Annotated in this window: 23 protein-coding genes and 4 tRNA genes; 17 read left to right on the forward strand and 10 right to left on the reverse strand. The window is 68.3% G+C overall.

Translation table 11 applies throughout. The features are described from left to right. Positions 1-27: 27 nt before the first annotated feature. Entirely contained in the window at positions 28-1,266 is a 1,239-nt protein-coding gene (locus WBL06_RS08270; protein ID WP_424455518.1) for an HRDC domain-containing protein, read from the reverse strand. Next, entirely contained in the window at positions 1,259-1,855 is a 597-nt protein-coding gene (locus tag WBL06_RS08275) for a DUF3000 domain-containing protein (protein WP_424455519.1), read from the reverse strand. The genes WBL06_RS08270 and WBL06_RS08275 overlap by 8 nt, the downstream gene beginning before the upstream one ends. Before the next feature lie 92 nt (positions 1,856-1,947). Between WBL06_RS08275 and WBL06_RS08280 the strand changes: the two genes are divergently transcribed. Beyond that, positions 1,948-3,147, forward strand: coding sequence for an alpha/beta hydrolase family protein (locus WBL06_RS08280; protein WP_424455520.1), 1,200 nt, complete (start codon positions 1,948-1,950; stop codon positions 3,145-3,147). Here WBL06_RS08280 and WBL06_RS08285 read toward each other — a convergent pair. The 3 genes from WBL06_RS08285 to WBL06_RS08295 are packed head-to-tail and all read right to left on the reverse strand — an operon-like array spanning position 3,120 to position 5,164. Further along, entirely contained in the window at positions 3,120-3,821 is a 702-nt protein-coding gene (locus tag WBL06_RS08285) for a dihydrofolate reductase family protein (protein WP_424455521.1), read from the reverse strand. The two genes, WBL06_RS08280 and WBL06_RS08285, sit on opposite strands and share 28 nt — an antisense overlap. Next, positions 3,818-4,255, reverse strand: coding sequence for a SufE family protein (locus WBL06_RS08290; protein WP_424455522.1), 438 nt, complete (start codon positions 4,253-4,255; stop codon positions 3,818-3,820). The genes WBL06_RS08285 and WBL06_RS08290 overlap by 4 nt, the downstream gene beginning before the upstream one ends. A gap of 9 nt (positions 4,256-4,264) precedes the next feature. Further along, positions 4,265-5,164 (reverse strand): sulfurtransferase, encoded by a 900-nt coding sequence (locus WBL06_RS08295; protein ID WP_424455523.1) that lies wholly within the window; start codon positions 5,162-5,164, stop codon positions 4,265-4,267. Positions 5,165-5,287: 123 nt separating this feature from the next. On the opposite strand from WBL06_RS08295, the gene zapE reads away from it, so the two are divergent. Further along, positions 5,288-6,301: a cell division protein ZapE gene (gene zapE, locus WBL06_RS08300; RefSeq protein ID WP_424455524.1), complete on the forward strand. Its 1,014-nt coding sequence runs from the start codon at positions 5,288-5,290 to the stop codon at positions 6,299-6,301. A gap of 3 nt (positions 6,302-6,304) precedes the next feature. On the opposite strand, the gene nhaB is transcribed toward zapE, so the two are convergent. Beyond that, on the reverse strand, positions 6,305-7,807 hold the full coding sequence (gene nhaB, locus WBL06_RS08305) for a sodium/proton antiporter NhaB (RefSeq protein ID WP_424455525.1): 1,503 nt from the start codon (positions 7,805-7,807) through the stop codon (positions 6,305-6,307). Positions 7,808-8,111: 304 nt separating this feature from the next. Between nhaB and WBL06_RS08310 the strand changes: the two genes are divergently transcribed. The 5 genes from WBL06_RS08310 to WBL06_RS08330 all read left to right on the forward strand — a co-directional run bounded on the left by WBL06_RS08310 (position 8,112) and on the right by WBL06_RS08330 (position 12,416). After that, on the forward strand, positions 8,112-9,356 hold the full coding sequence (locus tag WBL06_RS08310) for an ammonium transporter (RefSeq protein WP_424455526.1): 1,245 nt from the start codon (positions 8,112-8,114) through the stop codon (positions 9,354-9,356). Positions 9,357-9,429: 73 nt separating this feature from the next. Next, entirely contained in the window at positions 9,430-10,443 is a 1,014-nt protein-coding gene (locus WBL06_RS08315) for a hypothetical protein (protein ID WP_424455527.1), read from the forward strand. Next, the gene (locus tag WBL06_RS08320; RefSeq protein WP_424455590.1) at positions 10,443-11,171 is read left to right on the forward strand and encodes a YqjF family protein; all 729 of its coding nucleotides are present in this window, start codon (positions 10,443-10,445) and stop codon (positions 11,169-11,171) included. The genes WBL06_RS08315 and WBL06_RS08320 overlap by 1 nt, the downstream gene beginning before the upstream one ends. A gap of 9 nt (positions 11,172-11,180) precedes the next feature. Further along, positions 11,181-11,753, forward strand: coding sequence for a nuclease-related domain-containing protein (locus tag WBL06_RS08325; protein WP_424455528.1), 573 nt, complete (start codon positions 11,181-11,183; stop codon positions 11,751-11,753). 27 nt (positions 11,754-11,780) lie between these two features. Beyond that, a complete protein-coding gene (locus WBL06_RS08330) occupies positions 11,781-12,416 on the forward strand; it encodes a DUF7255 family protein (protein ID WP_424455529.1) in 636 nt (211 codons plus the stop codon). A gap of 16 nt (positions 12,417-12,432) precedes the next feature. Here the strand turns inward: WBL06_RS08330 and WBL06_RS08335 are convergent. Further along, positions 12,433-12,508: transfer RNA gene (locus WBL06_RS08335), tRNA-Val, on the reverse strand. A 129-nt stretch (positions 12,509-12,637) separates the two neighbouring features. Here WBL06_RS08335 and WBL06_RS08340 point away from each other — a divergent pair. The 3 genes from WBL06_RS08340 to WBL06_RS08350 all read left to right on the forward strand — a co-directional run bounded on the left by WBL06_RS08340 (position 12,638) and on the right by WBL06_RS08350 (position 12,937). Then, positions 12,638-12,709, forward strand: a tRNA-Gly gene (locus tag WBL06_RS08340). A gap of 50 nt (positions 12,710-12,759) precedes the next feature. After that, positions 12,760-12,830, forward strand: a tRNA-Cys gene (locus tag WBL06_RS08345). Positions 12,831-12,862: 32 nt separating this feature from the next. Beyond that, a tRNA-Val gene (locus tag WBL06_RS08350) sits at positions 12,863-12,937 on the forward strand. A 3-nt stretch (positions 12,938-12,940) separates the two neighbouring features. Here the strand turns inward: WBL06_RS08350 and WBL06_RS08355 are convergent. Continuing rightward, a complete protein-coding gene (locus tag WBL06_RS08355) occupies positions 12,941-14,827 on the reverse strand; it encodes a heavy metal translocating P-type ATPase (protein ID WP_424455530.1) in 1,887 nt (628 codons plus the stop codon). A gap of 120 nt (positions 14,828-14,947) precedes the next feature. On the opposite strand from WBL06_RS08355, the gene WBL06_RS08360 reads away from it, so the two are divergent. After that, positions 14,948-15,400, forward strand: coding sequence for a hypothetical protein (locus WBL06_RS08360; protein WP_424455531.1), 453 nt, complete (start codon positions 14,948-14,950; stop codon positions 15,398-15,400). 21 nt (positions 15,401-15,421) lie between these two features. Here the strand turns inward: WBL06_RS08360 and WBL06_RS08365 are convergent, their stop codons facing one another. Beyond that, complete coding sequence (locus WBL06_RS08365) at positions 15,422-15,691, reverse strand: hypothetical protein (RefSeq protein ID WP_424455532.1); 270 nt, start codon at positions 15,689-15,691, stop codon at positions 15,422-15,424. 104 nt (positions 15,692-15,795) lie between these two features. On the opposite strand from WBL06_RS08365, the gene thrS reads away from it, so the two are divergent. The 5 genes from thrS to WBL06_RS08390 all read left to right on the forward strand — a co-directional run bounded on the left by thrS (position 15,796) and on the right by WBL06_RS08390 (position 21,086). Continuing rightward, complete coding sequence (gene thrS / locus WBL06_RS08370; protein ID WP_424455533.1) at positions 15,796-17,742, forward strand: threonine--tRNA ligase; 1,947 nt, start codon at positions 15,796-15,798, stop codon at positions 17,740-17,742. A gap of 1 nt (position 17,743) precedes the next feature. Next, positions 17,744-18,316, forward strand: a complete 573-nt coding sequence (locus WBL06_RS08375) for an HIT family protein (RefSeq protein WP_424455534.1) — start codon at positions 17,744-17,746, stop codon at positions 18,314-18,316. A 171-nt stretch (positions 18,317-18,487) separates the two neighbouring features. Then, entirely contained in the window at positions 18,488-19,402 is a 915-nt protein-coding gene (pdxS, locus tag WBL06_RS08380) for a pyridoxal 5'-phosphate synthase lyase subunit PdxS (RefSeq protein ID WP_424455535.1), read from the forward strand. Further along, complete coding sequence (pdxT, locus tag WBL06_RS08385; RefSeq protein ID WP_424455536.1) at positions 19,392-20,024, forward strand: pyridoxal 5'-phosphate synthase glutaminase subunit PdxT; 633 nt, start codon at positions 19,392-19,394, stop codon at positions 20,022-20,024. Before pdxS ends, pdxT begins: the two co-directional genes overlap by 11 nt. A 453-nt stretch (positions 20,025-20,477) precedes the next feature. Continuing rightward, positions 20,478-21,086: a hypothetical protein gene (locus WBL06_RS08390; protein ID WP_424455537.1), complete on the forward strand. Its 609-nt coding sequence runs from the start codon at positions 20,478-20,480 to the stop codon at positions 21,084-21,086. On the opposite strand, the gene WBL06_RS08395 is transcribed toward WBL06_RS08390, so the two are convergent. Beyond that, positions 21,083-21,538 (reverse strand): hypothetical protein, encoded by a 456-nt coding sequence (locus WBL06_RS08395; RefSeq protein WP_424455538.1) that lies wholly within the window; start codon positions 21,536-21,538, stop codon positions 21,083-21,085. The two genes, WBL06_RS08390 and WBL06_RS08395, sit on opposite strands and share 4 nt — an antisense overlap. Before the next feature lie 75 nt (positions 21,539-21,613). Here WBL06_RS08395 and WBL06_RS08400 point away from each other — a divergent pair, with 75 nt between their 5' ends. Then, positions 21,614-22,375, forward strand: coding sequence for a YebC/PmpR family DNA-binding transcriptional regulator (locus WBL06_RS08400; protein ID WP_424455539.1), 762 nt, complete (start codon positions 21,614-21,616; stop codon positions 22,373-22,375). Positions 22,376-22,414: the final 39 nt, after the last annotated feature.

The raw sequence follows: 22,414 nt of genomic DNA on the forward strand, positions 1-22,414 counted from the left end.
GCGGGCCTCAGAATCCTTTGATTCTTCCTACGACGTGGGCTCTTCGGGCGATTCGGGCTCTTGGGGGACTTCCACAAAGGCTTGGGCGATCAACTGTGCAGTTGCCTCAACCTGCCAGAGTCGGGCGCCCAGCTCGGCAAGCGCTTCGCCGACGGTGTCGGCTGTGATCTCGGCCGGGGGAGCCCAGGCGACGCGGCGCAACGAGTCGGGGGTCAGCACGTTCTCGACCGGGATGTCGAGTTCTTCGGCCCGAGCCATGACCGCGGCACGGGCGCGCTTCAACCGGCCGTCGGCCTCCGGGTTCTTGTCGGCCCAGATCCGGGGCGGCGGCATCCCGTCGCCGGGCGGGCGCGCTACCGGAAGGTCGGTGGTCGCGAGCCCGCGTTCGATCGCGGCCCACCAGCGGTCGATCTGCGACCGGCTGGCGCGGCCGTTGAAGTCTTTCATCGCGGCCAGATCGTGTTTCGTCGCCGGAAGGGTGCGAGCCGCAGCGAGCAGCGAGGCATCGGGAACGAGTCGTCCGGGTGCCGAATCGATCTCACGCGCGTAGTCGTCGCGGGTCTGCCAGAGTTCGCGGGCAACCGCGAGGTTGCGCTGCTGCCGAAGAGCATGGATGCCGGAGAGCCGACGCCAGGGATCCTGCCGCGAGACGGGCTCGCGATGCAGCACCGCTGCAAACTCTTGACGCGCGATCTCGCCCTTTCCGGAATCCTCGAGCAGCTGGGCGATCGCATCGCGAAGATCGGGCAGCAGTTCGACGTCGAGGGCGGCGTAGACCAGCCAGCTCTGGGGCAACGGCCGGGTCGACCAATCGGCGGCCGAATGCTCTTTCGCGAGGTGGATGCCGAGCAGGTCTTCGACGACGGTTCCGAGCCCGACACGGGGGAGCCCGGCGAGCCGTGCGCCGAGTTCGGTGTCGAAGATGACCTCGGGGTCGAGTCCGACCTCACGCAGGCAGGCGAGATCTTGGCTCGCGGCGTGCAGGATCCACTCCTCACCCGCCATGAGATTCGCGAGTTCCGAGAGGTCGCCGATGGCTGGCGGGTCGAACAGGAACACGCCGGCTCCGCGGCGGTAGACCTGGATCAGGTACGCGCGCTGCGAGTACCGGAATCCGGATGCGCGTTCCGCATCCACCGCGAAGGCGCCGTGCCCGGCAGCGAGTGTGGCAACCGCTGCCCGGTAGCCCTCGACGGTGTCGATGACGTCGACGGGCTCGTGTGTTTCGGGGAGAGCGGGCGTCGCCTCGTCGGGAACCTCAGCCACGCGCCCCTCGCCGGTCCGGCAGCAAGAGGGTGGCGTCGGCGGTCGGTGGCAGGCCCGCGAGGCGGCACAACAGATCACCCCAGGCTTCGACGGACGCGGCGATGGCGTCGGCGTCCGGAGTCCAGGAAGCACGCACCTCGAGCTGCGCGCCGTCGCTCTGATGGGCGAGTTCGCCGAAGCCGGTGGAGAGCACTTTGGTGGCCGTGCCCGAGGCGGCGGTGTAACCGGCCGAGCGGGCGGCGAGCGAATCGGTGAGCCACGACCAGGCGACCTCGGCGACGAACGGGTCGAGCCCGATGTCGGTCTCGAGCGGCGCCTGGGCGAAGCAGACGACCCGGAATGCACCACCCCAGGCGTCGGGCTGTTCGGGATCGAAGAGCAACACGAAGCGGCCGGTGCCGAGCACGGAGTCGAGACCGTGCTTCACCGGGATCACGTCGGCCGCCATCGCGATCGCGTGCGGGGCGAGCCCGGTCGGCGCAGGGATCTCGGTGACCTGAAGCTCCGGACGAATGGTCGCGCGGCGCACCGCGGTCAGGGCACGCCCGAAAGCGGCCGGAACGACCGGATCTGAGCGAACTGTGGCCACGACTGAACACTATGGTTTGAACAGGGAGCCCGTCACGTGCCACGCCGACCGCAGGCGGTGGCGACGGGGCTCTCGACCCTGAGGAGGACCGGATGCGTGCCCGCACGAGGATCGCGCTCGGCGGCGTCATCGGCATCCTTTCGTTGGTCGGCGCGGCGGCCGTGGCGACCGCTGCGGTGAGTGTGATCGTCGCGCGCCGCGTGATCATTCCGCCGTCGCGACGGGAAGAGGATGTCGCCATCCGGTCGGTCGACCTCGACGCGGGCCTTGTCGTGCTCGATGCGACCGCCGACTCGCGGCTGCCCGGGGAGTACAGCTTCTGGTTCACCCGGGAGTCGGGCCATGCCCGCATCGGCGAGATCGTCGCGTCGACGCCGACCACGGTGACGCGACGCCTGCTCGGAGTCGATTCGGGCGACATCACCACGGCACGACGCGGCCGGCTCACCGGGTGGTTCTACCTCACGCCCGCCGATCTCGGCGTGCCCTTCGAAGATGTCGCGATCGCGACGCCGCTCGGCGACGCGCCGGCCTGGCTGATACCGGCTGCGGATTCCACCCGCGACCGTTGGGCGATCCACGTGCACGGACGCGCGGTACGCCGCCCCGAGACGCTCCGCGCGGTGCCGATCTTCCGGGAGGCCGGCTACAACTCGCTCGTGGTCTCGTATCGCAACGACACCGAGGCGCCGCGCAGCGATGACTTCCGCTACGCCCTCGGCGACCGGGAGTGGCTCGACATCGATGCTGCGATGCGTATCGCCGTGCGACGCGGGGCGACGCAGATCGTGTTGGTCGGCTGGTCGATGGGTGGGTCGATGGCGTTGCAGGCGCTCACTCGCTCCACCGTCGGCGATCGGGTGACCGGCGTCATGCTGGAGTCACCGGTCGTCGATTGGATCGCCGCACTCGACTTCCAGGTGCGGCTGCGCCGGCTTCCGGTGATGGTCCGCTCGTTCGTGATCCTGCTCTACAAGAGCCGGTGGGGGCGGATATTCACCGGACTCGCCGAGCCCCTCGACATCGACCGGCTCGACTTCGTGACGCGTGCGAAAGAACTCGACCGACCGGTGCTCATCCTGCACAGCGACGACGACGGCTTCGTGCCGTCGACGGCATCCCGGGCGCTCGCGATCGCGCGCCCCGACATCGTGACCTACGAGGCGTTCGAGGTCGCGCGTCACACCAAGTTGTGGAACTACGACCGGGGGCGCTGGGAGGGCGCGATCCGCAAGTGGCTCGCGAAGTTGCCCGCGCCGAAACGTCAGCGGGACGGGCGCCAGCGCGCGTAGAGGGCGCCGGTTTCGTCGGCCAGCAGTTGCAGCAACTCCAGCTCCCGGGGCCCGGGAGCGGCGCCGCCGAAGAGCAACTGCGCACGGCCGAGGATGCGCGGCACCGTGGTGAGGCAGATCTCGTCGACCAGATCGGCGGCGAGCAGTTGACCGACGAGCCGTGGCCCGCCTTCGCAGACGACGTGCGCCAGGCCGCGATCACGGAGCGCGTCGAGCATGACGTGCAACGGCACCGCGCGGTCGCCGTCGACGGCGAAGTATTCGAACGGTGCGGCGAAGGTACGGCGGGCTCGGTCTTCGGCGCCGGAGGGGCCGACGACGAGGATGCGCCCGGGCTCGATGTCGTCGCGCACGGCCGCTCCGGTGAAGTCGCCGGTGGTCGTCAGCACCGTCAGGTGGGTCGAGCGTGGAACGAGTTCGCCTTCGGCGCGGAGCGTTGCGGCACCCACCAACACGGTGTCGCTCACCGAACGGATCGCGCCGAGCACGGCACGGTCGGCACCTGAAGTGATGCCGGCGCTCGTGCCCTCGGCGTCCATCGTGCCGCCGTCGAGCGTTGCGACCAGGTTCACTCGCAGGCCGGGCGGCGGGTAGAGTGCAGCGATGCGTGCGCGGGCGTCGGGGGCAGCGGTGTCGATGGCGTCGCCGACCGGCGACAGCGGCTGCAGGATCACGCCGCGGTCTTCTCGCGCACTTGGCGCTTGGTGCGGCCGAGGAGGGCCGACATCCCGCGGATGCGCAACGGACTGACGGCCTCGGTGAGTCCGAGCGTCAGCGGATAGTCGTCGGGCACGTCGAGAACCTCGTCGACCGTGAGCCCGGCGAGGCCCTGCGCGAGGATCGACGCGAAGCCGCGCGTGGTCGGCGCCTCCTTCGGAGCCGTCGCGTGCAAGTGCACGATCTCGTCTTCGACATCGACGAAGATGAACACCGGCGACTGGCATTCCTCGACCCGTTCGAGGAGGTCGGGATGGTCGGCGTACTTCGGCGGGAGTTCCGGCAGCGAATTCGCGAACTCGAGCAGCAGAACGAGACGTTCGTGCTGCTCGAGCGCGAGAAAGTCGTCGCGGATGGTCGCGAGCGCCGACGGAAGGTCTGACTCGCTCACCCCTGAAGCTTACTTCGCGGGGAGAGCGCCGGGCTCGACGCCCTTGACGATCGGCACCCGCACCGCGCTGCCCCACTCGGTCCACGAACCGTCGTAGTTGCGCACGCCCTCGAAGCCGAGCAGGTGGGTGAGCACGAACCAGGTGTGGCTCGACCGCTCGCCGATGCGGCAGTACGCGATGACGCTGTCGCCGTCTTTGAGGCCGGCGCCGTCGCGGTAGATCGCGTTCAACTCGTCGGTCTTCTTGAAGGTGCCGTCGTCGGCGACCGCCTTGGCCCACGGCACGCTCTGCGCAGTGGGGATGTGGCCCGCGCGCAGCGTGCCCTCCTCGGGGTAAGCGGGGGCCGTAGTGCGCTCGCCCGAGTACTCCTCGGGGGAGCGCACGTCGACCAGAGGGTTGCCCAGGTGGGCGAGTACGTCTTCCTTGAACGCGCGCAGCTTCGCGTCGTCGCGCTCGACGACGGGGTAGTCGGTGGCATCCCGCTTCGTGGTTTCGGTGACGTAGGGCCGGCCTTCGGCCTCCCACTTCGCGCGACCACCATCGAGCAGACGCACGTCTTCGTGACCGAAGAGCGAGAACACCCACAGGGCGTAGGCGGCCCACCAGTTGTTCTTGTCGCCGTAGATGACCACGGTGTCGTCGCGCGAGATGCCCTTCGCCGAGAGCAGCTTCGCGAAGCCCGCGCCGTCGAGGTAGTCGCGCACCAGCGGGTCGTTGAGATCGGTGTGCCAGTCGATCTTGACGGCGCCGGAGATGTGGCCCGTCTCGTAGAGCAGCACATCCTCATCGGATTCGACGACGACGAGGCCCGGGGTGCCGAGGTTCTCGGCCAGCCATTCGGTGCTCACGAGGCGCTCGGGGTGGGCGTAGCCGGCGAAGGCGGGGGAGGCGTCGGTCTCGACGGTCATCGGTTGCTCCTGCAAGTAGGGTTTGATCGTGCCCTCTCAGGGTAGGCAGTCGATCCTGTGTGCGCCTCCGTGCCGTAAGAGTTCGACACTTAGTTTTCCCGATCAAAGGCCCCGCCCGCATCCATGAGCTCTTCCTTCGTGTCGCTCCTCGACCGCGCCCCGACGATGTCGGGTGACGAGATCGCCGCATCCCTCGTTCCGCCGCGACAGTTCGACGACGCGACGATCGACAACTACCGACCCGACCCCGACTACCCCTCGCAGGCCGAAGCCGTCGAGCGTGTGCGCGCGTTCGCTGCCGCCTGGAAGGGCGGAGGCGGGGGGCTGTTCCGTAAGAAGGGACCGGAGCAGAAGCCCGGCCTTTACCTCGACGGCGGCTTCGGGGTCGGCAAGACCCACCTGCTGGCGGCCCTGTGGAAGCTCGCGCCGGGCCGCAAGTACTTCGGCACCTTTATCGAGTACACCGCTCTGGTCGGTGCCCTCGGCTACCAGGCCACGGTGAGACTCCTCACCGGCTCGACGTTCGTCGCGATCGACGAGTTCGAACTCGACGACCCCGGCGACACGATGATGATGACCCGGTTGCTCGGCGAACTCGCCGAGAGCGGCACACGCATCGCGGCGACGTCGAACACCCCGCCGAACGCCCTCGGGGAGGGGCGGTTCGCGGCGGTCGACTTTCTGCGCGAGATCCACGCGCTGGCGGCGCGCTTCGACATCCTGCGCATCGACGGTCTCGACTACCGACGGCGCGACCTCGAGGGTCACGCCGTCGCGTTCGCGGATGATGAAGAGCTAGATGGCGCTCTCGCCGCGACGACCGGCACCGTCGCGATCGACGACTTCGACGCAGTGCTGCGCCACCTCGCGACCGTGCACCCGTCGCGCTACGTGAAACTGCTCGGCGGGCTGTCGGCGGTCGGGCTTCGAGGCGTCCATGTGCTGCACGACCAGACCGACGCATTGCGGTTCGTCGCGGCCGTCGACCGGCTCTACGACGGCCAGGTGCGAGTGCTCGCCACCGGCGTGCCACTCGACCAGGTGTTCGGTGACGACATGCTCGCCGGTGGCTACCGCAAGAAGTACCTGCGCGCGATCTCTCGGCTCATCGCCTTGACCTCGGCCGCTACCGAATAGCGCTCAGGCCAACAGGAACACCGTCGCCAGGTACGCGACGATCGACAGCACGATCGCGTAGGGCAGCGCCATCCACATCATCTTGACGTACCCGAGGCGAATCAGCGGGGCGAGGGCCGACGTGAGGAGGAACAGGAAGGCGGCCTGCCCGTTCGGAGTCGCGATGCTCGGGATGTTGGTTCCGGTGTTGATCGACACGGCGAGCAACTCGAACTGCTCGCGGGACAGGCTTCCCGCGAGGAATGCCTGCTCGACCTCGGTGATGTAGATCGTCGCGACGAACACGTTGTCGCTGATCGCCGAGAGCACGCCCGCGGCGATGAAGATGAACGAGAGCTGCCCGGTGCCTTCCTGGGCGAGCACGGCGTCGATCACCGGCTTGAACAGCTCCTGCTGTTGGATGACGGCGACGATCGCGAAGAAGGTGACGAGCAGCGCGGTGAACGGCATCGCCTCTTGGAAAGCCTTGCCGATCGCGTGCTCGTTCGTCACTCCGTTGAACGCGGTGGCCAGCACGATGACCGACAGGCCGATGAGGCCGACCTCGGCGACGTGCAGCGCCAGTCCGACGACGAGTGCCAGTGCGGTGAATCCCTGCACGATGAGTCGGGCGCGCATCTTGGGGGTGCGACCTTCGCTCTCTCGCGCATCCCAGTGCTCCATGACCTCGCGAACCGAGGCCGGGAGCTCTGCGCCGTAGCCGAACAGGCGGGTGCGTTCCAACAGCACGCACATCAGCAGCCCGACGATGAACACGGGAATCGACACGGGGGCGACGCGCAGGAAGAACTGCGCGAAGTCCCAGCCCATCGTCTCGCCGATGAGCAGGTTCTGCGGTTCTCCGACCAGCGTCGCGACCCCGCCGAGGGCGGTGCCGACCATCGCGTGCATCATGAGGCTGCGCAGGAACGACCGGAACGTCTCCATATCGCTCTCGCGGCCCGGCTGAACGTAGTCGTCGTCGTCGTGATCGTGGTCGTCATCGAATCCGCGACCCGAGATGAAGCGGTGATAGACGGTGTAGAGGCCGGTGGCGACGGCGATGACGACTGCCGCGACGGTCAGGGCGTCGAGGAAAGCGGAGAGCACCGCCGACAGCGCCGAGAAGGTCAAGGCGAGCAGGATCTTCGACTTGACCGCGACGAGCAGCTTCGTGAACAGCATGAGCAGCAGGTCGCGCATGAAGTAGATGCCGGCGACCATGAACATCAACAGCAGGAGGACGGGGAAGTTCGCCTCGGTCTCCCGGAAGACGTCGTCGGGGGAAGCCATGCCGAGGGCGACCGCTTCGATCGCGAGGAGGCCGCCGGGCAGCAGCGGGTAGCACTTGAGCGCCATCGCGAGCGTGAAGATGAACTCGGCGACGAGCAACCACCCGCCCACGAAGGGATCGATGGCGAGGAACATGATCGGGTTCGCCGCCAGGAAGGCAAGGATCGTGATCTTGTACCAGCGGGGGGCGTTGCCGAGAAAGTTGCGGGCAAGCGAGGGGGCGAGGGTCTTCACAGGTCTCCTATTCGTCACGACGCGTTCGCGTCGGCCGACCAGGCTTCCCGGCGCTCCTGACTAGAGCTTATCGGGGCGCATCGGGGCCGGTCGGCGGGGACTCGAAGCGAATCGGAGGGCCTCCGAAACACGATGTTTACACCGGCAGGGCGTGTGTAACATTCGCGAAACATTTCCCACGCGCCCCGGTAACCTCACGCCGCCAGACTGAGCCGCGTACCCGAGGTAGCAAGTCCCCTCACCGAGCGCGACGTTCCAACGGTGCAATCTTGCAAGCTCCCAGAGAGGTAATTGGTCGAATCCAATGGATAGTGGCACTTTTGCATGGGCGGTGACCGCCGGCGCCCTGGTTCTCTTCATGACGCCTGGTCTCGCGTTCTTCTACGGCGGTCTCGTCAAGGCCAAGAGCGTCATCAGCATGATGATGATGAGCTTCGGCTCGATGGCTCTCATCGGCGTCCTGTGGGTCCTGTACGGGTTCAACATGGCGGCCGTCGGTGACCCGGCCCAGTTGTTCGGTGACCCGTTCTCTACGTTCGCGCTCAGCGGCGTGGCGGAGTCGGATCTCGTGCTTGCCTTCTTCGGCGCGACCTTCGCGATCATCACCGTCGCGCTCGTCTCGGGCGCGATCGCTGACCGCGCGAAGTTCGGGTCGTGGCTGATCTTCGCCGGTCTCTTTGCCACCGTCGTCTACTTCCCCGTTGCGGCGTGGGTTTGGGGCGGCGGCTGGATCATGAACCTCGGCAACACCTTCGGGTGGGACGAGTTCGTGCTCGACTACGCCGGTGGTACCGCGGTCCACATCAACGCGGGTGCTGCCGCTCTTGCGTTGGCGCTCGTGCTCGGCAAGCGCATCGGCTTCGCCAAGGGTGCTCACCAGCCGCACAACCCGCCATTCGTGCTTCTCGGCGCGGCGATCCTGTGGTTCGGCTGGTTCGGCTTCAACGGTGGCGCTGAGGCGGCATGGGTCTACGCGGACGGCAGCTACGGCTCGCTCACCGCTGACGGCACGTTCCTCGGAACGATCGTCGTGAACACGCTGGTTGCTCCGGCGGCGGCGGTTCTCAGCTGGCTCATCGTCGAGAAGATCAAGGATGGCAAGGCCACCTCGATCGGTGCCGCGTCGGGTGCCGTGACCGGTCTCGTCGCGATCACCCCTGCCTGTGCGTTCCTTGAGCCCGGCTGGGCGATCGTGCTCGGCATTCTCTCGGGCGCGATCTCGGCGCTCGCGGTCGAGCTGAAGTTCAAGCTCGGCTTCGACGACTCGCTCGACGTTGTGGGTATCCACCTCGTCGGCGGCATCGTCGGCACGCTGTTCCTCGGCTTCTTCGCTAAGGGCACCGGCCTGATCTACAGCGGTTCGTTCAACCAGCTCGCGCTGCAGGCGATCGCCGCGTTCGGTGTGATGATCTTCTCCTTCGTCGCGGCGTTCATCATCGGCTTCGTCATCGAGAAGACGATCGGCTTCCGCGTCAAGAATGAAGACGAGCTGGCCGGCATCGACACGGTCGTGCACGGTGAAGAGGGCTACGTCCTCGACGCCAAGTAATACCGGTTAGGTCCGCGGACATGTCCGCGCGGGGCGCCGTTCCTTCGGGAGCGGCGCCCCGTACCTTTGTGTCATGACACCGCTCTTCGTCGCGATCTCCTTCGCGGCGGGGGCGCTGGCCACCCTGTCGATCTACCAACTTGTTCGCCCGGTGCTGGGCGGACGGATGGTGTGGCCGGCGACCGCCGCCGCCGTTCTCACGACGGTCGTCACGGCATCCGTCGGGGTGCTCACCGACGCGGCGCGGCTCGACTACCTGCTGGGCATCTCGGCTTTCACCCTGCCCGTGTTGGTGCTGCTTGAAGCGGCGGCCAGCGGGTCGGGGGCCGATGGGTTGGCGCGCTGGGTGCTGATGCTCGCATGGGGCCTGATCGTCTTCCCCGCGGCCGTGCTCATTCCGCCCCTCGTCACCGAGGGGTGTCGCTTCGAGGGCTGCGGCATCGTCGACTTCGGCGGAGGGCTCCCGCTGTTCGTCTCGTCGTCGGCGTATGTGCTGTTGGCGTGGTCACCGATGCGCGCCCGCGCGGTCGCCCTCGTGCGGGGGAGCGAGGCGATCGCCGGCATCCTGGGGTTCTGGATCGCGTTCGCGGTCTGGCTGGTGAGCCTCGAGGTCGCCCTTGACGCGTACGTGCCGCGTATCCTGCTCGCCGGAGTGGTAGGCCCGGCGTCCGGGGCGCTCGGCTGGCTCCTGGTCGACACCCTGAAGGCGACCGGACGGCCGGTGACTCGCTCGCTGGGCTTCGGGTTTCTCGCCGGCATCGCCGCGACCGCATCCGGTGCCGTCACGGTGTCGTTTCCCTGGTCGGCGGTCGTCGGCGTGCTGGCGGGAATCGCGGCCGCAATCGTGCACGCCGCACGGCCCCTCGCCAGCGCGGGTGTCGCCCCCCGTTGGGGACTCTCCCTTCTCGCAGCAACGGCGGTCGGGTTCCTCGCCCCGCCGATCTCCGGCGACACGGTCGGCATCCTGTTCAGCGCTCAGGTCGGAGTGCTGTGGACTCCGATCGTCGCCTTCTTCGGGGTTGCCGTGGGTGCGGCCGTCGTGTCGGCACCGGTTTGGGTGCTGCTTCAGCGCCGGCAGTCGACGTGATGCTGCCCGAGCCGATCCGGCGTACCGCACCTCCCCTCGCGGGCCGCACGATCGCGAGCCAACGCTGGAGCGACCTCACCTTTCTGCACTGGCGCGTCGCCCCTGCCGTCGTCGCTCCGCTGTTGCCGCCCGGGGTGGTGCCCGACGAACACGACGGCGGCACGTGGGTGGGCCTCATCCCGTTCCTGCTCGACCGGGCGACCCTCTTCGGCAGCCCGCCCGTGCCGTACGTCGGCAGCTTCGTCGAGGTCAACGTGCGCCTCTATGGCGTCGATGCGACGGGGCGCAGGGGAGTGGTGTTCCGGTCACTCGAGGCGTCGCGTCTCGCGGCGGTGCTCGCGGCGCGCGCAGTGTTCGGGTTGCCCTACTTCTGGTCGCGAACGACGATGGATGCCGCGGACGGCGTCATCCGGTACAGCTCGCGACGGCGTGGGGGAGGGCCGGCGAGCACGATCGTCGCGCGGCCCGGCGCTGTGGTGCAAGCCGATCCGCTCGCCGACTTTCTCACCGCGCGCTGGGGGATGTTCACCGCCCGGGGTGGGCGCACCCGGTTGCTGCCGAACGAGCACGAGCCGTGGCCGATCCACTCGGCGGAGCTGCTGGAACTCGACGACGAGCTCGTCGCGGCCGCGGGGCTGCCGGGGGTGACGGGTCGGGCACCCGACTCGGTGCTGTTCTCACCCGGGGTGACGACTCGATTCGGGTGGGAGGTCGGGCGCGGCGAGTAGCGTGCCGCCATGACCCAGGATCGCGGCTTCGCGGGCGCCTCGGCCTACCGTGAGAGCCTGCGGCAGGCCGGGTCCCGTGACGCGCGGGCCTGGCGTGCCGGAGCGGTGGGGGAGGCCATCGTCGGTCGGATGCTCGCCGACGCCGCCGTGCGCACCGTGCACGACCGTCGCGTTCCCGGCAGTGACGCCAACATCGACCACATCGCCATCGCGCCGAGCGGCGTCTACGTGATCGACGCGAAGAACTACACCGGACGACCGCGGGTCGACACCTACGCCGGCAGTGACACCACCCCGCGACGCCTGCTCGTCGGGCGCGACGACCACACCCACCTCGTGCACGCCATGCGCCGCCAGGTGCGCGTGGTCGAGGCGGCGCTCGACGATCCCGCGGTGCCGGTGCGCGGCATCCTGTGTTTCGTCGGCGTCGAGTGGGAGGTGATCAACGGCTACCTCGTGCACGGCGTCGGCATCACCTCGCCCGACGGGGTCGCCGCGCTGCTCGCTGTTCCGGGGCCGCTCGACGGGGGGCGACTGGGTGCCGTGCACCGAAAGCTGGCGGCGGCGCTCGAACCGGCGTGAGGCAGCTAGGTCGGGCATAGTCGAGGGGTGGCGGGTCAACGGCAGCGGCAGTCGCGACTGCAGGGATTGCTGACCGACCTCGGGCGCAAACCGGCTGGTGTGCGTCCGCCCGCGCCGCGGCTGGACAACATGCCCGCCGAAGCAGCCGAGCGCGTGCTTGAGCTCTTCCGCGCGCTCGGAGGCACAGCGGAGTCGATGGTGGTCTTCCGCCCGGGCGTCTGGGACATCGTGCTCGCCGACGGTTCGCTCGTCGAACTCGACGAGGAGCAGCACTTCAATCGATACCGCCGCATGTCGCTCGAGCCGGCGTGGGCCGAGTCGTTGCCGTGGACCGACGACTACCGCCGATACTGCGATGAACACGAGATGGCCAGCCTGCGCAAGGCGAGTCGCGGCGGCTACTGGGCCAGCCCCTCGACGGAGCGGATGTTCGGCCCGGCCGACCCACCCGGAACGTTCGGCCCGTCGGGCTCACCCCGGTGGAAACAACGCGCCCTCTATGACGCGATGCGCGACGCCCTTGCGGCCGCAGGAGCCGTGCGGCTGTCACGCGTCGCCGTGTGGGATGAACTCGGTGGCACGACGCTCGCACGGGTGCTCGACGATCGCGCGGAGGCCGACCACGAGGCGTTGGCCGAACTGGTCGCGCTCAGGTCGACGTGACGAGAGAGACGGGAGGTGGTGGGCGATACCGGACTCGAACCGATGACCTCTTCCGTGTGAAGGAAGCGCGCTACCAACTGCGCCAATCGCCCGCGGCCTCCATCTTGCCACAAGGGTCGACGCCGAATCGCTGTCCGGGAGGTCGCGTAACACGCCCTCGGTTGGTTTGGCCGGGGTCGGGGCATCGGCTAGAGTCGAACCCGCACGCGCAAGCGTGTAACGCGGATGTGGCGCAGTGGTAGCGCATCACCTTGCCAAGGTGAGGGTCGCGAGTTCGAATCTCGTCATCCGCTCGAGGGAGAAGTCTCACGGTTCATCCGCTGTTCGGGATGGCCGCTCACGTGGTGGCGTGGCCGAGAGGCGAGGCAGCGGCCTGCAAAGCCGTCCACACGGGTTCGAATCCCGTCGCCACCTCTCTCAATCCGATCCGGTCGCCAGCCGGGAGCGGGCGATTGGCGCAGCGGTAGCGCGCTTCCCTGACACGGAAGAGGTCACTGGTTCGATCCCAGTATCGCCCACCAATTCTACGAAACCCCTGGGTTGACCAGGGGTTTTCGCGTTTCATCGACGGCCCGCGATCGCGACCCGCGACCCGCGCGGAGCCCGTTGAGGATTGTCGCCACATCGATCCCCTCCTGAACAAGTGCTCCCGCGATCGCGGGAAGCACCCCGGTGGCGGCGATGAGCATGAACACGATGCTGAGGCCGATGCCGATCGCGATGCTCTGGCCGGCGATGCGCACGGTGCGGCGGGCGGTTGCGACGGCTGTGCCGACCCGGCTGATGTCATCGAGCAGGATGACGACATCCGCTGATTCGCTCGCCGCTGTCGAGCCCCGCGCTCCCATCGCGACGCCGACGTCGGCGGCGGCAAGCACGGGGGCGTCGTTCACGCCGTCACCGACGACGAGCACGGGGCGGTCGGGCAGCGCCGAGACGACGGCGACCTTGTCGGCGGGCAAGAGCCCGGACCGCACGTCGATGATGCCGACCGCGCGAGCGACGTGCCGCGCCGTCGCGTCGGCGTCGCCGGTCAGCATGACGACCGCGCCCACGCCTCCCGCGCGCAGGAGCGCGATCGTCGCCGCCGCATCCGCTCGTACCTCGTCGCGTAACACGATGCGTCCCACCGGCTCGCCGGCGACGCCTACGTAAACCGCCGTCTCGCCGGGCGCCAGTTCACCCAACTCGAAAGGGCCCGTCTCTGCCGCAACGAAGGCGGCCTTGCCGAGGCACAGCGCAGATCCGTTCCACCGCCCCCGCATCCCGTGAGCGGTGAGCTCCTCGAGGTCGGTGACGTCCTCGGGGCTCAGCGCACGTTGGGCGGCGGCGTCGACGATGGCCGTGGCGAGCACATGGTTCGATCCCGCCTCCATCCCAGCGGCGAGGGCGAGGATCTCGTCGGCCGAGCTGGTGCCGAACGCTTCGACGCGATCCACCTCCGGTCGCCCGCGTGTGAGCGTTCCGGTCTTGTCGATGGCGACGGTGCGTGGTCGGGCCAGTCGTTCGAGGCTCTCGCCGCTCTTGATGACGACGCCTTCGCGAGCCGCGCGTCCCATCCCGGCGACGAACGCGACGGGAGCGGCGATGAGCAGCGGGCAGGGCGTCGCCACGACGAGAACCTGAGCGAAGCGCGTGGGGTCGCCGCTGATCGCCCAGGCGAGTCCCGCGATGAGCAGTGCGAGGGCGGTGAACGGCAGCGCGTAGCGGTCGGCCAGCCGCACGAAACGGCCCCGGGATGCCGCGGCGCCCTCGACGAGGGCGACGATCTGCTGGTACTGGCTGTCGGCGGCACGAGCGGATGCCCGCATCCTCACCGTCGTCGACCCGTTCACCGAGCCGCTCAGAATCGGCGACCCCGCCGGGTGGGTCACGGGCAGGCTCTCCCCGGTGAGCGAGGACTCGTCGAAATCGGCCTCGCCATCGAGCAGTTCGGCATCCACCGGCACGACCTCGCCCGGGGTGACCACGAGCACGTCGCCGGGGGAGACCTCGGCCACGTCGACTGCGTGCGGTTCACCGTCGGAGCCGATGCGCCGAGCGCGTCGAGGGACGCGCGACAGCAACGCGCTCAACTGCCCTCGGGCGCGGTGTGACGCGTAGTCTTCGAGCGCCTCGCCGCCCGCCATCATGAGCGCGACGATCAACGAGGTCCAGTAGTCGCCGAGCACGGCGGTGCTGCCGATCGCGAGAACGGCCAGGACGTCGAGGCCCCACCGCCCCGCACGGGCGTCGCGCACCATGTTCACGACCTGCGCGAGCGCGACAACAGCCGCTACAGCCGTAGCCGTCCAGCGCGCGGCCGGCTCGACACCGGCGAACGCGAAGACGCCGGCGAGGAGTCCGCCGACCAACACGAGGATGACGAGCGGATAGCGCGCCAGAATTCGTGTGGCCGCGCGGATGGTCATGTCCAGATCATCCGCCCGCCGGCAGAGGGTGGCGAGGGGCCTTGGTCCCGGCACGTAACCCCCCGCCCAGCGAAAAGCAAGGGCGTTGCCGGGCTCCAGCCGACGAGCCACGGTGAAACCATGACCCGAGACGACGACCCGACCCAGCCGTTGCCGGCAGCAGGCGACGCCGAGCCGCAGCCCGCCACCGCGGCGACCGAGCCGCTCGTCGCGCCGCATGTGCCCGTCGCCGACGTCGGCCCGGCAGATGTGATGGCGCCTGAACCGATCGGCACGGTACCTCCGCGATCCGGAGCGCGACGCGCGTTCATCATCGGGTTGTCGGCTCTTGCCGTCGCGGCCATCGCGGTGCTCGCGCTCAGTACGCTGCCGCGCGGCGAAGCACCCGCACCCGTCGACTCACCATCGCCGCCGGTCGCGCCGTCGCCCGTGGAGTCGGACGGCACCGTCGACGGGGGTACCAGTCCGGCACCAGCGCCCGAGCCGGAACCGGAGCCGGAACCCGAGCCGGAGCCCACGCCGGAGCCGACCGTCGAGCCCACCCCCGAGCCGACCCCGGAGCCAACTCCCTAGAGCGCCTGCTCCCGTGCGGGACTACTTCTTCTTGACCGCGTTGACGATCAGACCGACGACGGTCGCGACGATCGCACCCGCGACGCCGCCACCGACGAGGTTGCCGGCGATCGCGCCGAGGTCGAGACCCGCACCTCCCGCGAGCAGGGCCTGCACGATCGCACTGCCGGCGGCCCCGCCGATGGCGCCGAGGATGCCGTTGACAATCGGTCCGAGCGCGTTCTTCTTGACCGCGGCGCCCGAGCCGACACCGCCGAGCGCGCCGCCGATGATTCCGATGATCCACTCCATCCGTGAACTCCTTTGTTCAACGCCGACACGGGCGTTACCGTGCCGGTCGAGGGCAGGCTAGCAGCGGCCTGAGGTGCGGGTGGCGCGCCGCTATCGTTGAGCAGGTGAGTTCCAAGACCGGGTTCGACCTGTTTCCCGACCGTGCCGTGATCGCTCTGCGCATCAACGGCGTGCTGGCGGACAAGGCCACGACAGTCACCGAGACGGATGCCGTGGAGCCCGTCGAGATCGACTCGCCCGACGGGCTCGGCATTCTGCGGCACTCGACCGCTCACGTGCTCGCCCAGGCTGTGCAGCGCATCAACCCCGAGGCGAAGCTCGGCATCGGTCCGCCGATCGACGACGGCTTCTACTACGACTTCGACGTCGCGACCCCTTTCACGCCCGAGGACCTTCCGGCGCTCGAGAAGGAGATGGACCGCATCATCCGCTCGGGTCAGCGTTTCGTGCGCCGAGTCGTGAGCGAAGACGAGGCGCGCGCGGAACTCGCGAACGAGCCGTACAAGCTCGAACTCATCGGGCTCAAGGGAGCCGGCGACGACGCCGAGAGCGTCGAGGTCGGCGGGGCCGAACTCACGATCTACGACAACGTCGACCGCGACGGCACAACGGTCTGGAAAGACCTGTGCCGCGGGCCCCATGTGCCCAACACCGGCGCACTCGCTGCGCACAAGCTCACCCGCATTGCGGCTGCGTATTGGCGCGGCTCGGAGAAGAACCCGCAGTTGCAGCGCCTCTACGGCACCGCGTGGCCCGACAAGGGTGCACTCAAGGCGTACCTGGAGCGTCTCGAGGAGGCGGCGAAGCGCGACCACCGCAAACTCGGCAAAGAGCTTGACCTCTTCTCGTTCCCCGAAGAGATCGGCTCGGGCCTCTCGGTCTGGCACCCGCGCGGCGGCGTCGTGCGCATGGAGATGGAACAGCACGCGCGCAAGCGGCACATCGAGGCGGGCTACACCTACGTGTACACCCCGCACATCTCGAAGCAAGACCTCTTCCTCACCTCGAACCACCTGGTGACCTACGCGGAGGGGATGTTCCCGCCCATTCGCATGGACGAAGAGCGGGATGCCGACGGCAACGTCACCAAGCAAGGCGTCGACTACTACCTCAAGCCGATGAACTGCCCGATGCACATCCTCATCTACAAGGAGCGCGGCCGCAGTTACCGCGACCTGCCGATGCGCCTCGCCGAGAACGGTACCGTGTACCGCAACGAACTCTCCGGCGCCTTGCACGGGCTCACCCGCGTGCGCGGCTTCACGCAAGACGACTCCCACCTCTTCGTCACCCCCGAGCAGCTCGAGGCCGAGACCGCGAAGGTGCTCGAGTTCGTCATCTCGATGCTGCGCGACTTCGGCCTCGACGACTTCGAGCTCGAGCTATCGATGCGCGACGACGAGAAAGACAAGTGGATCGGCTCCGACGAGTTCTGGGAGTACTCGACCGACGCGCTGCGACACGTCGCGAAGGCGTCAGGCCTGAAGTACACCGAGGTGCCCGGTGAGGCCGCGTTCTACGGCCCGAAGATCGACCTCAAGACCCGCGACGCGATCGGCCGGGTCTGGCAGCTTTCGACCGTGCAAGTCGACGTCAACCTCCCGGAACGCTTCGACCTGGAGTTCACCGACCGCGACGGCGAGAAGAAGCGCCCGATCATGATCCACCGCGCGCTGTTCGGCTCGATCGAGCGGTTCTTCGCGATCCTGCTCGAGCACTACGCGGGCGCGTTCCCTGTGTGGCTGTCGCCGGTGCAGGTCGTCGGAATCCCCGTCGCCGAGGAGTTCGCTGACTACCTCGGCGCCATCATCGACCGACTCAAGTCCGAAGGCGTGCGCGCCGAACTGGATGTCAGCGACGAGCGCATGCAGAAGAAGATCCGGTCGCACACCCTCATGAAAGTGCCGTTCCAGTTGATCGCGGGGGAGCAGGACCGCGCCGCGGGCACCGTGAGCTTCCGGTTCCGCGACGGCACCCAAGACAACGGCGTGCCGATCGAGGATGCCGTGAAGCGCATCCACGAAGCAATCGCGACGCACGCACAGGTCTGAGATGCCTACTGATTACGACGGCACCGAGTACCCCGATGCGGAATCATCGGCGGGGCTCGCCGGCATCCCCGACGGCTTTCAGCGGCTGTGGACCCCGCACCGCATCGCCTACATCGAACAGGGTGGCGTCTCGCCCGGGGATGACTGTGTGTTCTGCACCGCCCCGACCTTGACCGATGAACAGGCGCTCATCGCGCATCGCGGCGAACTCGCGTACGTCATCCTCAATCTCTTCCCCTACAACAGCGGCCATCTGCTCGTCGTGCCGTACCGCCACATCGCGACCTATGACTCGGCGACGCCCGAGGAGGTCGCCGAGATCGGGTCGCTCACCCAGACCGCGATGCGGGTGCTCACCCAGACCGCTCGTGCCGACGGCTTCAACCTCGGCATGAACCAAGGCGCGATCGCCGGGGCCGGCATCGCCGCGCACCTGCACCAGCACGTCGTGCCGCGCTGGGCGACCGACGCCAACTTCTTCCCGATCATCGCCCGCACCAAAGCCATCCCGCGGCTGCTCGGCGAAGTGCGCGACGAAATCGCCGCCGCCTGGCCCCCCTCGTCGCTGGAGTAGCCGCGCAGCGGGGCCCGTTTCGGTGGTCGAGTAGCCGCGCAGCGGCGTGTCGAGACCGGACTCTGCGCTCACCCGCCTGTCGCCGCCGTCTGTTCGGTGCGGTCCAATTCCCGTGGTGTGGCTCCCGCCGCTGCGGGTCGGCAGCACGCGGCGCGCGTAGAATCGATCGTTATGAGCACGATCGACACGACCCCGCACTCGACTCCGGAGCTGGGCACGAAGGGCGTCAAGCGCGGACTCGCGGAGATGCTCAAGGGTGGCGTGATCATGGATGTCGTCACCGCCGACCAGGCGAAGATCGCCGAAGACGCGGGCGCCGTCGCCGTCATGGCACTCGAGCGGGTTCCCGCCGACATCCGCGCCCAGGGCGGCGTCGCACGTATGAGCGACCCCGACCTCATCGACGGCATCATTGCGGCGGTGTCGATTCCGGTCATGGCGAAGGCTCGCATCGGCCACTTCGTCGAGGCCCAGATTCTGCAAGAGCTAGGCGTCGACTACATCGATGAGTCCGAGGTGCTCTCTCCCGCCGACTACGTCAACCACATCGACAAGCACGCCTTCACGGTGCCGTTCGTGTGCGGCGCCACCAACCTCGGCGAGGCGCTGCGCCGCATCACCGAGGGCGCGGCGATGATCCGCTCAAAGGGTGAAGCCGGCACCGGCGACGTCTCCGAGGCGACCAAGCACATCCGCACCATCATGGGCGAGATCAACTCTCTGAAGTCGAAGACCAAAGACGAGCTGTACGTCGCGGCGAAAGATCTGCAGGCGCCGTACGAGTTGGTGGCGGAGATCGCGGCGACGGGCAAGCTACCTGTCGTGCTGTTCACCGCGGGTGGCGTCGCGACCCCGGCGGATGCCGCGCTCATGATGCAGCTCGGCGCCGATGGCGTGTTCGTCGGCTCGGGCATCTTCAAGGCGGGCAACCCGGCAGCGCGGGCCGCGGCGATCGTCAAGGCGACGACGTTCTTCGACGACCCGGCCGAGATCGCCGCCGCGTCGCGGGGCCTCGGCGAGGCGATGGTCGGCATCAACGTCGCCGACATCCCGGCGCCGCACCGCCTCGCCGACCGTGGCTGGTAGCGATCTCGGTGGTCGAGTAGCGCCCGCAGGCCGCGTGTCGAGACCCAAGGTCGGCGTTCTCGCCCTCCAGGGCGACTTCCGCGAGCACCTGCTCGTCCTGCGCGAGTTGGGGGCGGATGCCGTGCCGGTTCGCCGGGCGTCAGAACTCGACGAGGTGGCCGGGTTGGTGATCCCGGGCGGCGAGTCGAGCGTCATGGACAAGCTCTCGCGCACGTTCGGACTCGCGGAGCCGCTCAAGAAGCGCATCGCCGAGGGGATGCCCGTCTACGGCACGTGCGCGGGCCTCATCCTGCTTGCCGACACCGTGCGGGATGCCATCGCCGGCCAGCAGACCCTCGGCGGGCTCGACGTCGTCGTGCGACGCAACGCTTTCGGCAACCAGAACGACTCCTTCGAAACCGATCTCGACATCCCGGAACTCGGCGGGCCCCCGGTGCATGCCGTATTCATCCGCGCGCCCGTTGTGGAGTCGGTGGGGCCCAAGGCCCACGCCCTGGGCGTACTCGATGACGGCCGCGTCGTCGCGGTGGAGCAAGGCCCCCTGCTGGGGACGGCCTTTCATCCCGAGGTCACCGACGACTATCGCTTCCACTCCCGGTTCCTCGACAAGGTTCGCGGGTGAGCACACCGCCCCCGGAACAGCCCGGCTGTCGCGCCGCCTCCCCGGCGCTCGAAGCTGCCGTGGATCATCGGCGGCGCCGCGCTCGCCCTGCTGATCATCGTCGGAGTCGTCGTCGCGATCGTCGTCAGCAGCGTCCTCGGCGCCGTACGGGCTCCGCAGGAGGTCATCGGACAGTACGACAAGGCGTTCGATGAGGTCGATTGCGAGCTGTACTTCAGCATCACGACCGAGGAGTATCAGGAGTCGTTCGAGCCCACGTGTGAGGGCTTCGAGAGTGTCGCGCAGAACTTCCTCGACAGCCACAGCGACTACAAGGTGATCGTCACCGACACCTCGGTGTCGGGTGAGACGGCGACGGTACAGACCACGCCTGGCTGATCGATCGGCTCGACCTGGCCTGACCACCGCCGCGATCACGCTGCGCGCGGCATCCTGTGCCAGGAAGATAAGAGAATGAAGATCTACTCCGACTTCGCCGCACGCCGCACCCGCCAGATCATCGCCGATGTGCTCGCGCTCAGCGCGATCGCCCTGTGGGTCTGGTTCGGCTACACCGTGTTCACCCTGATCAACAACCTCGCCGTCTTCGGGGTTCAGATGGAGGACGCGGGAGCAGGCTTCCGAGAGACGATGACGGAAGTCGGCGAGACGCTCGGCGGTGTTCCGCTCATCGGCCCCGGCATCCGCCTGCCCTTCGACGGGGCGAGCGACGCGGGTGGTTCGCTGGAGGCTGCCGGGCAGGCACAGCAGGATGCCGTGCTGCAGCTCGCGACGACCCTCGGCATCGGCACGGCGGCGCTTCCGGTGCTGACGATCCTCATCATCTGGCTGGTGCCGCGCATCCTGTTCATCCGGCGCGCGGGGCGGGTGAAGGCGATCGTCACCGCCGACGCCGGGCTCGACTTGCTCGCGCTCCGAGCCCTGACGACCCAGAAACTGTCGGCGATCACCAGCATCGACTCCGACGCCCTCGGCGCCTGGCGCCGCGGCGAACCCGACGTCGTCCGGCGGCTGGCGCAGCTCGAGCTGAAGTCGTCGGGGGTGCGGCTGAAAGAGGGCTAGAGGCTGTCGGTGCGGAGGGTGACCTCCACCGGCGCGGCAGAGGCGACCGCGCGGAACTCGGGGGAGCGGCGGATGGTGCGCTCGAACTCGGCAACCTGGGTCGGCGTGAAGCACCAGGCGTGTCCGCGACCGAGCGCCCGTCGCGCCGGCGTCCAGCGGTAGGCCAAGCAGAGCGTCACCTGAACGATCGGCTGGTCGTCGCCCTCGCGGATCAGCTGCCGGGTGACGCCCGCAGTGAACCGGGTGGCATCGGCATCCGGACCCCACTGCCAGAGCAGCCCGTCGCCCTCGTCGAGGATGCGAGCGTGCTGGGCACGCGAGTCAGTGTAGAAGCCGGTCGCCGCTTTGAGGGCACCGCCGATGCGCAACGACTCGAGGGGCTCGCCGATCTCGGTGAGGTATCGCTGAAATGCATTCTCTGCGAAGGAGATGCGGAACCAGCGGGCAGGCACCTCGTGAGCCTAGAGCGGGGCTCGGCAAGGGCGCCAGCTAAGATTGCGAGGGCTTTTGACGCGAGAAGGAGCACCGTGAGCGGGCATTCCAAGTGGGCGACCACGAAACACAAGAAGGCGATCATCGACAGCCGTCGTGCCAAGTCGTTCGCCAAGCTCATCAAGAACATCGAGGTCGCGGCCAAGATCGGCGGCGCCGACCTCGCCGGCAACCCGACCCTCTTCGACGCGGTGCAGAAGGCCAAGAAGACCTCGGTTCCCAACGACAACATCGACCGCGCCATCAAGCGCGGCGCGGGCATCGGTGGCGAAGCCGTCAGCTACGAGTCGATCATGTACGAGGCGTATGGGCCCAACGGTGTCGCCTTCCTCGTCGAGTGCCTCACCGACAACAAGAATCGCGCGGCAGCCGAGGTGCGCACCGCACTCAACCGCAACGGGGGCACCCTCGCCGACCCGGGCAGCGTCGCCTACAACTTCAGCCGCAAAGGCGTGATCTCGATCACGAAGGTCGACGGCGTCGACGAGGACTCCATTCTCGAAGCCGTGCTGGATGCCGGGGCCGAGGAGGTCAAAGACCAGGGCGGCGGATTCGAGGTCGTCACCGATCCGTCCGACCTCGTGCGGACCCGATCCGCACTCCAGGAAGCGGGCATCGACTACGACTCCGCCGAAGCCGAGTTCGTGCCGAACCTGCACATCGAGGTCGACGCCGACACCGCCCGCAAGGTGTTCCGGCTCATCGACGCGCTGGAAGACAGCGACGACGTGCAGAACGTCTTCAGCAACTTCGAGATCCCGGACGCGGTCCAAGCCGAACTCGACACCGACGAGTAGCCCGCGCCCCTCGTCGGTTGAGTAGCCGCCGCAGGCGGC

The organism is Pseudolysinimonas sp., from assembly GCF_049651805.1.
Taxonomy (GTDB): domain Bacteria; phylum Actinomycetota; class Actinomycetes; order Actinomycetales; family Microbacteriaceae; genus Pseudolysinimonas_A.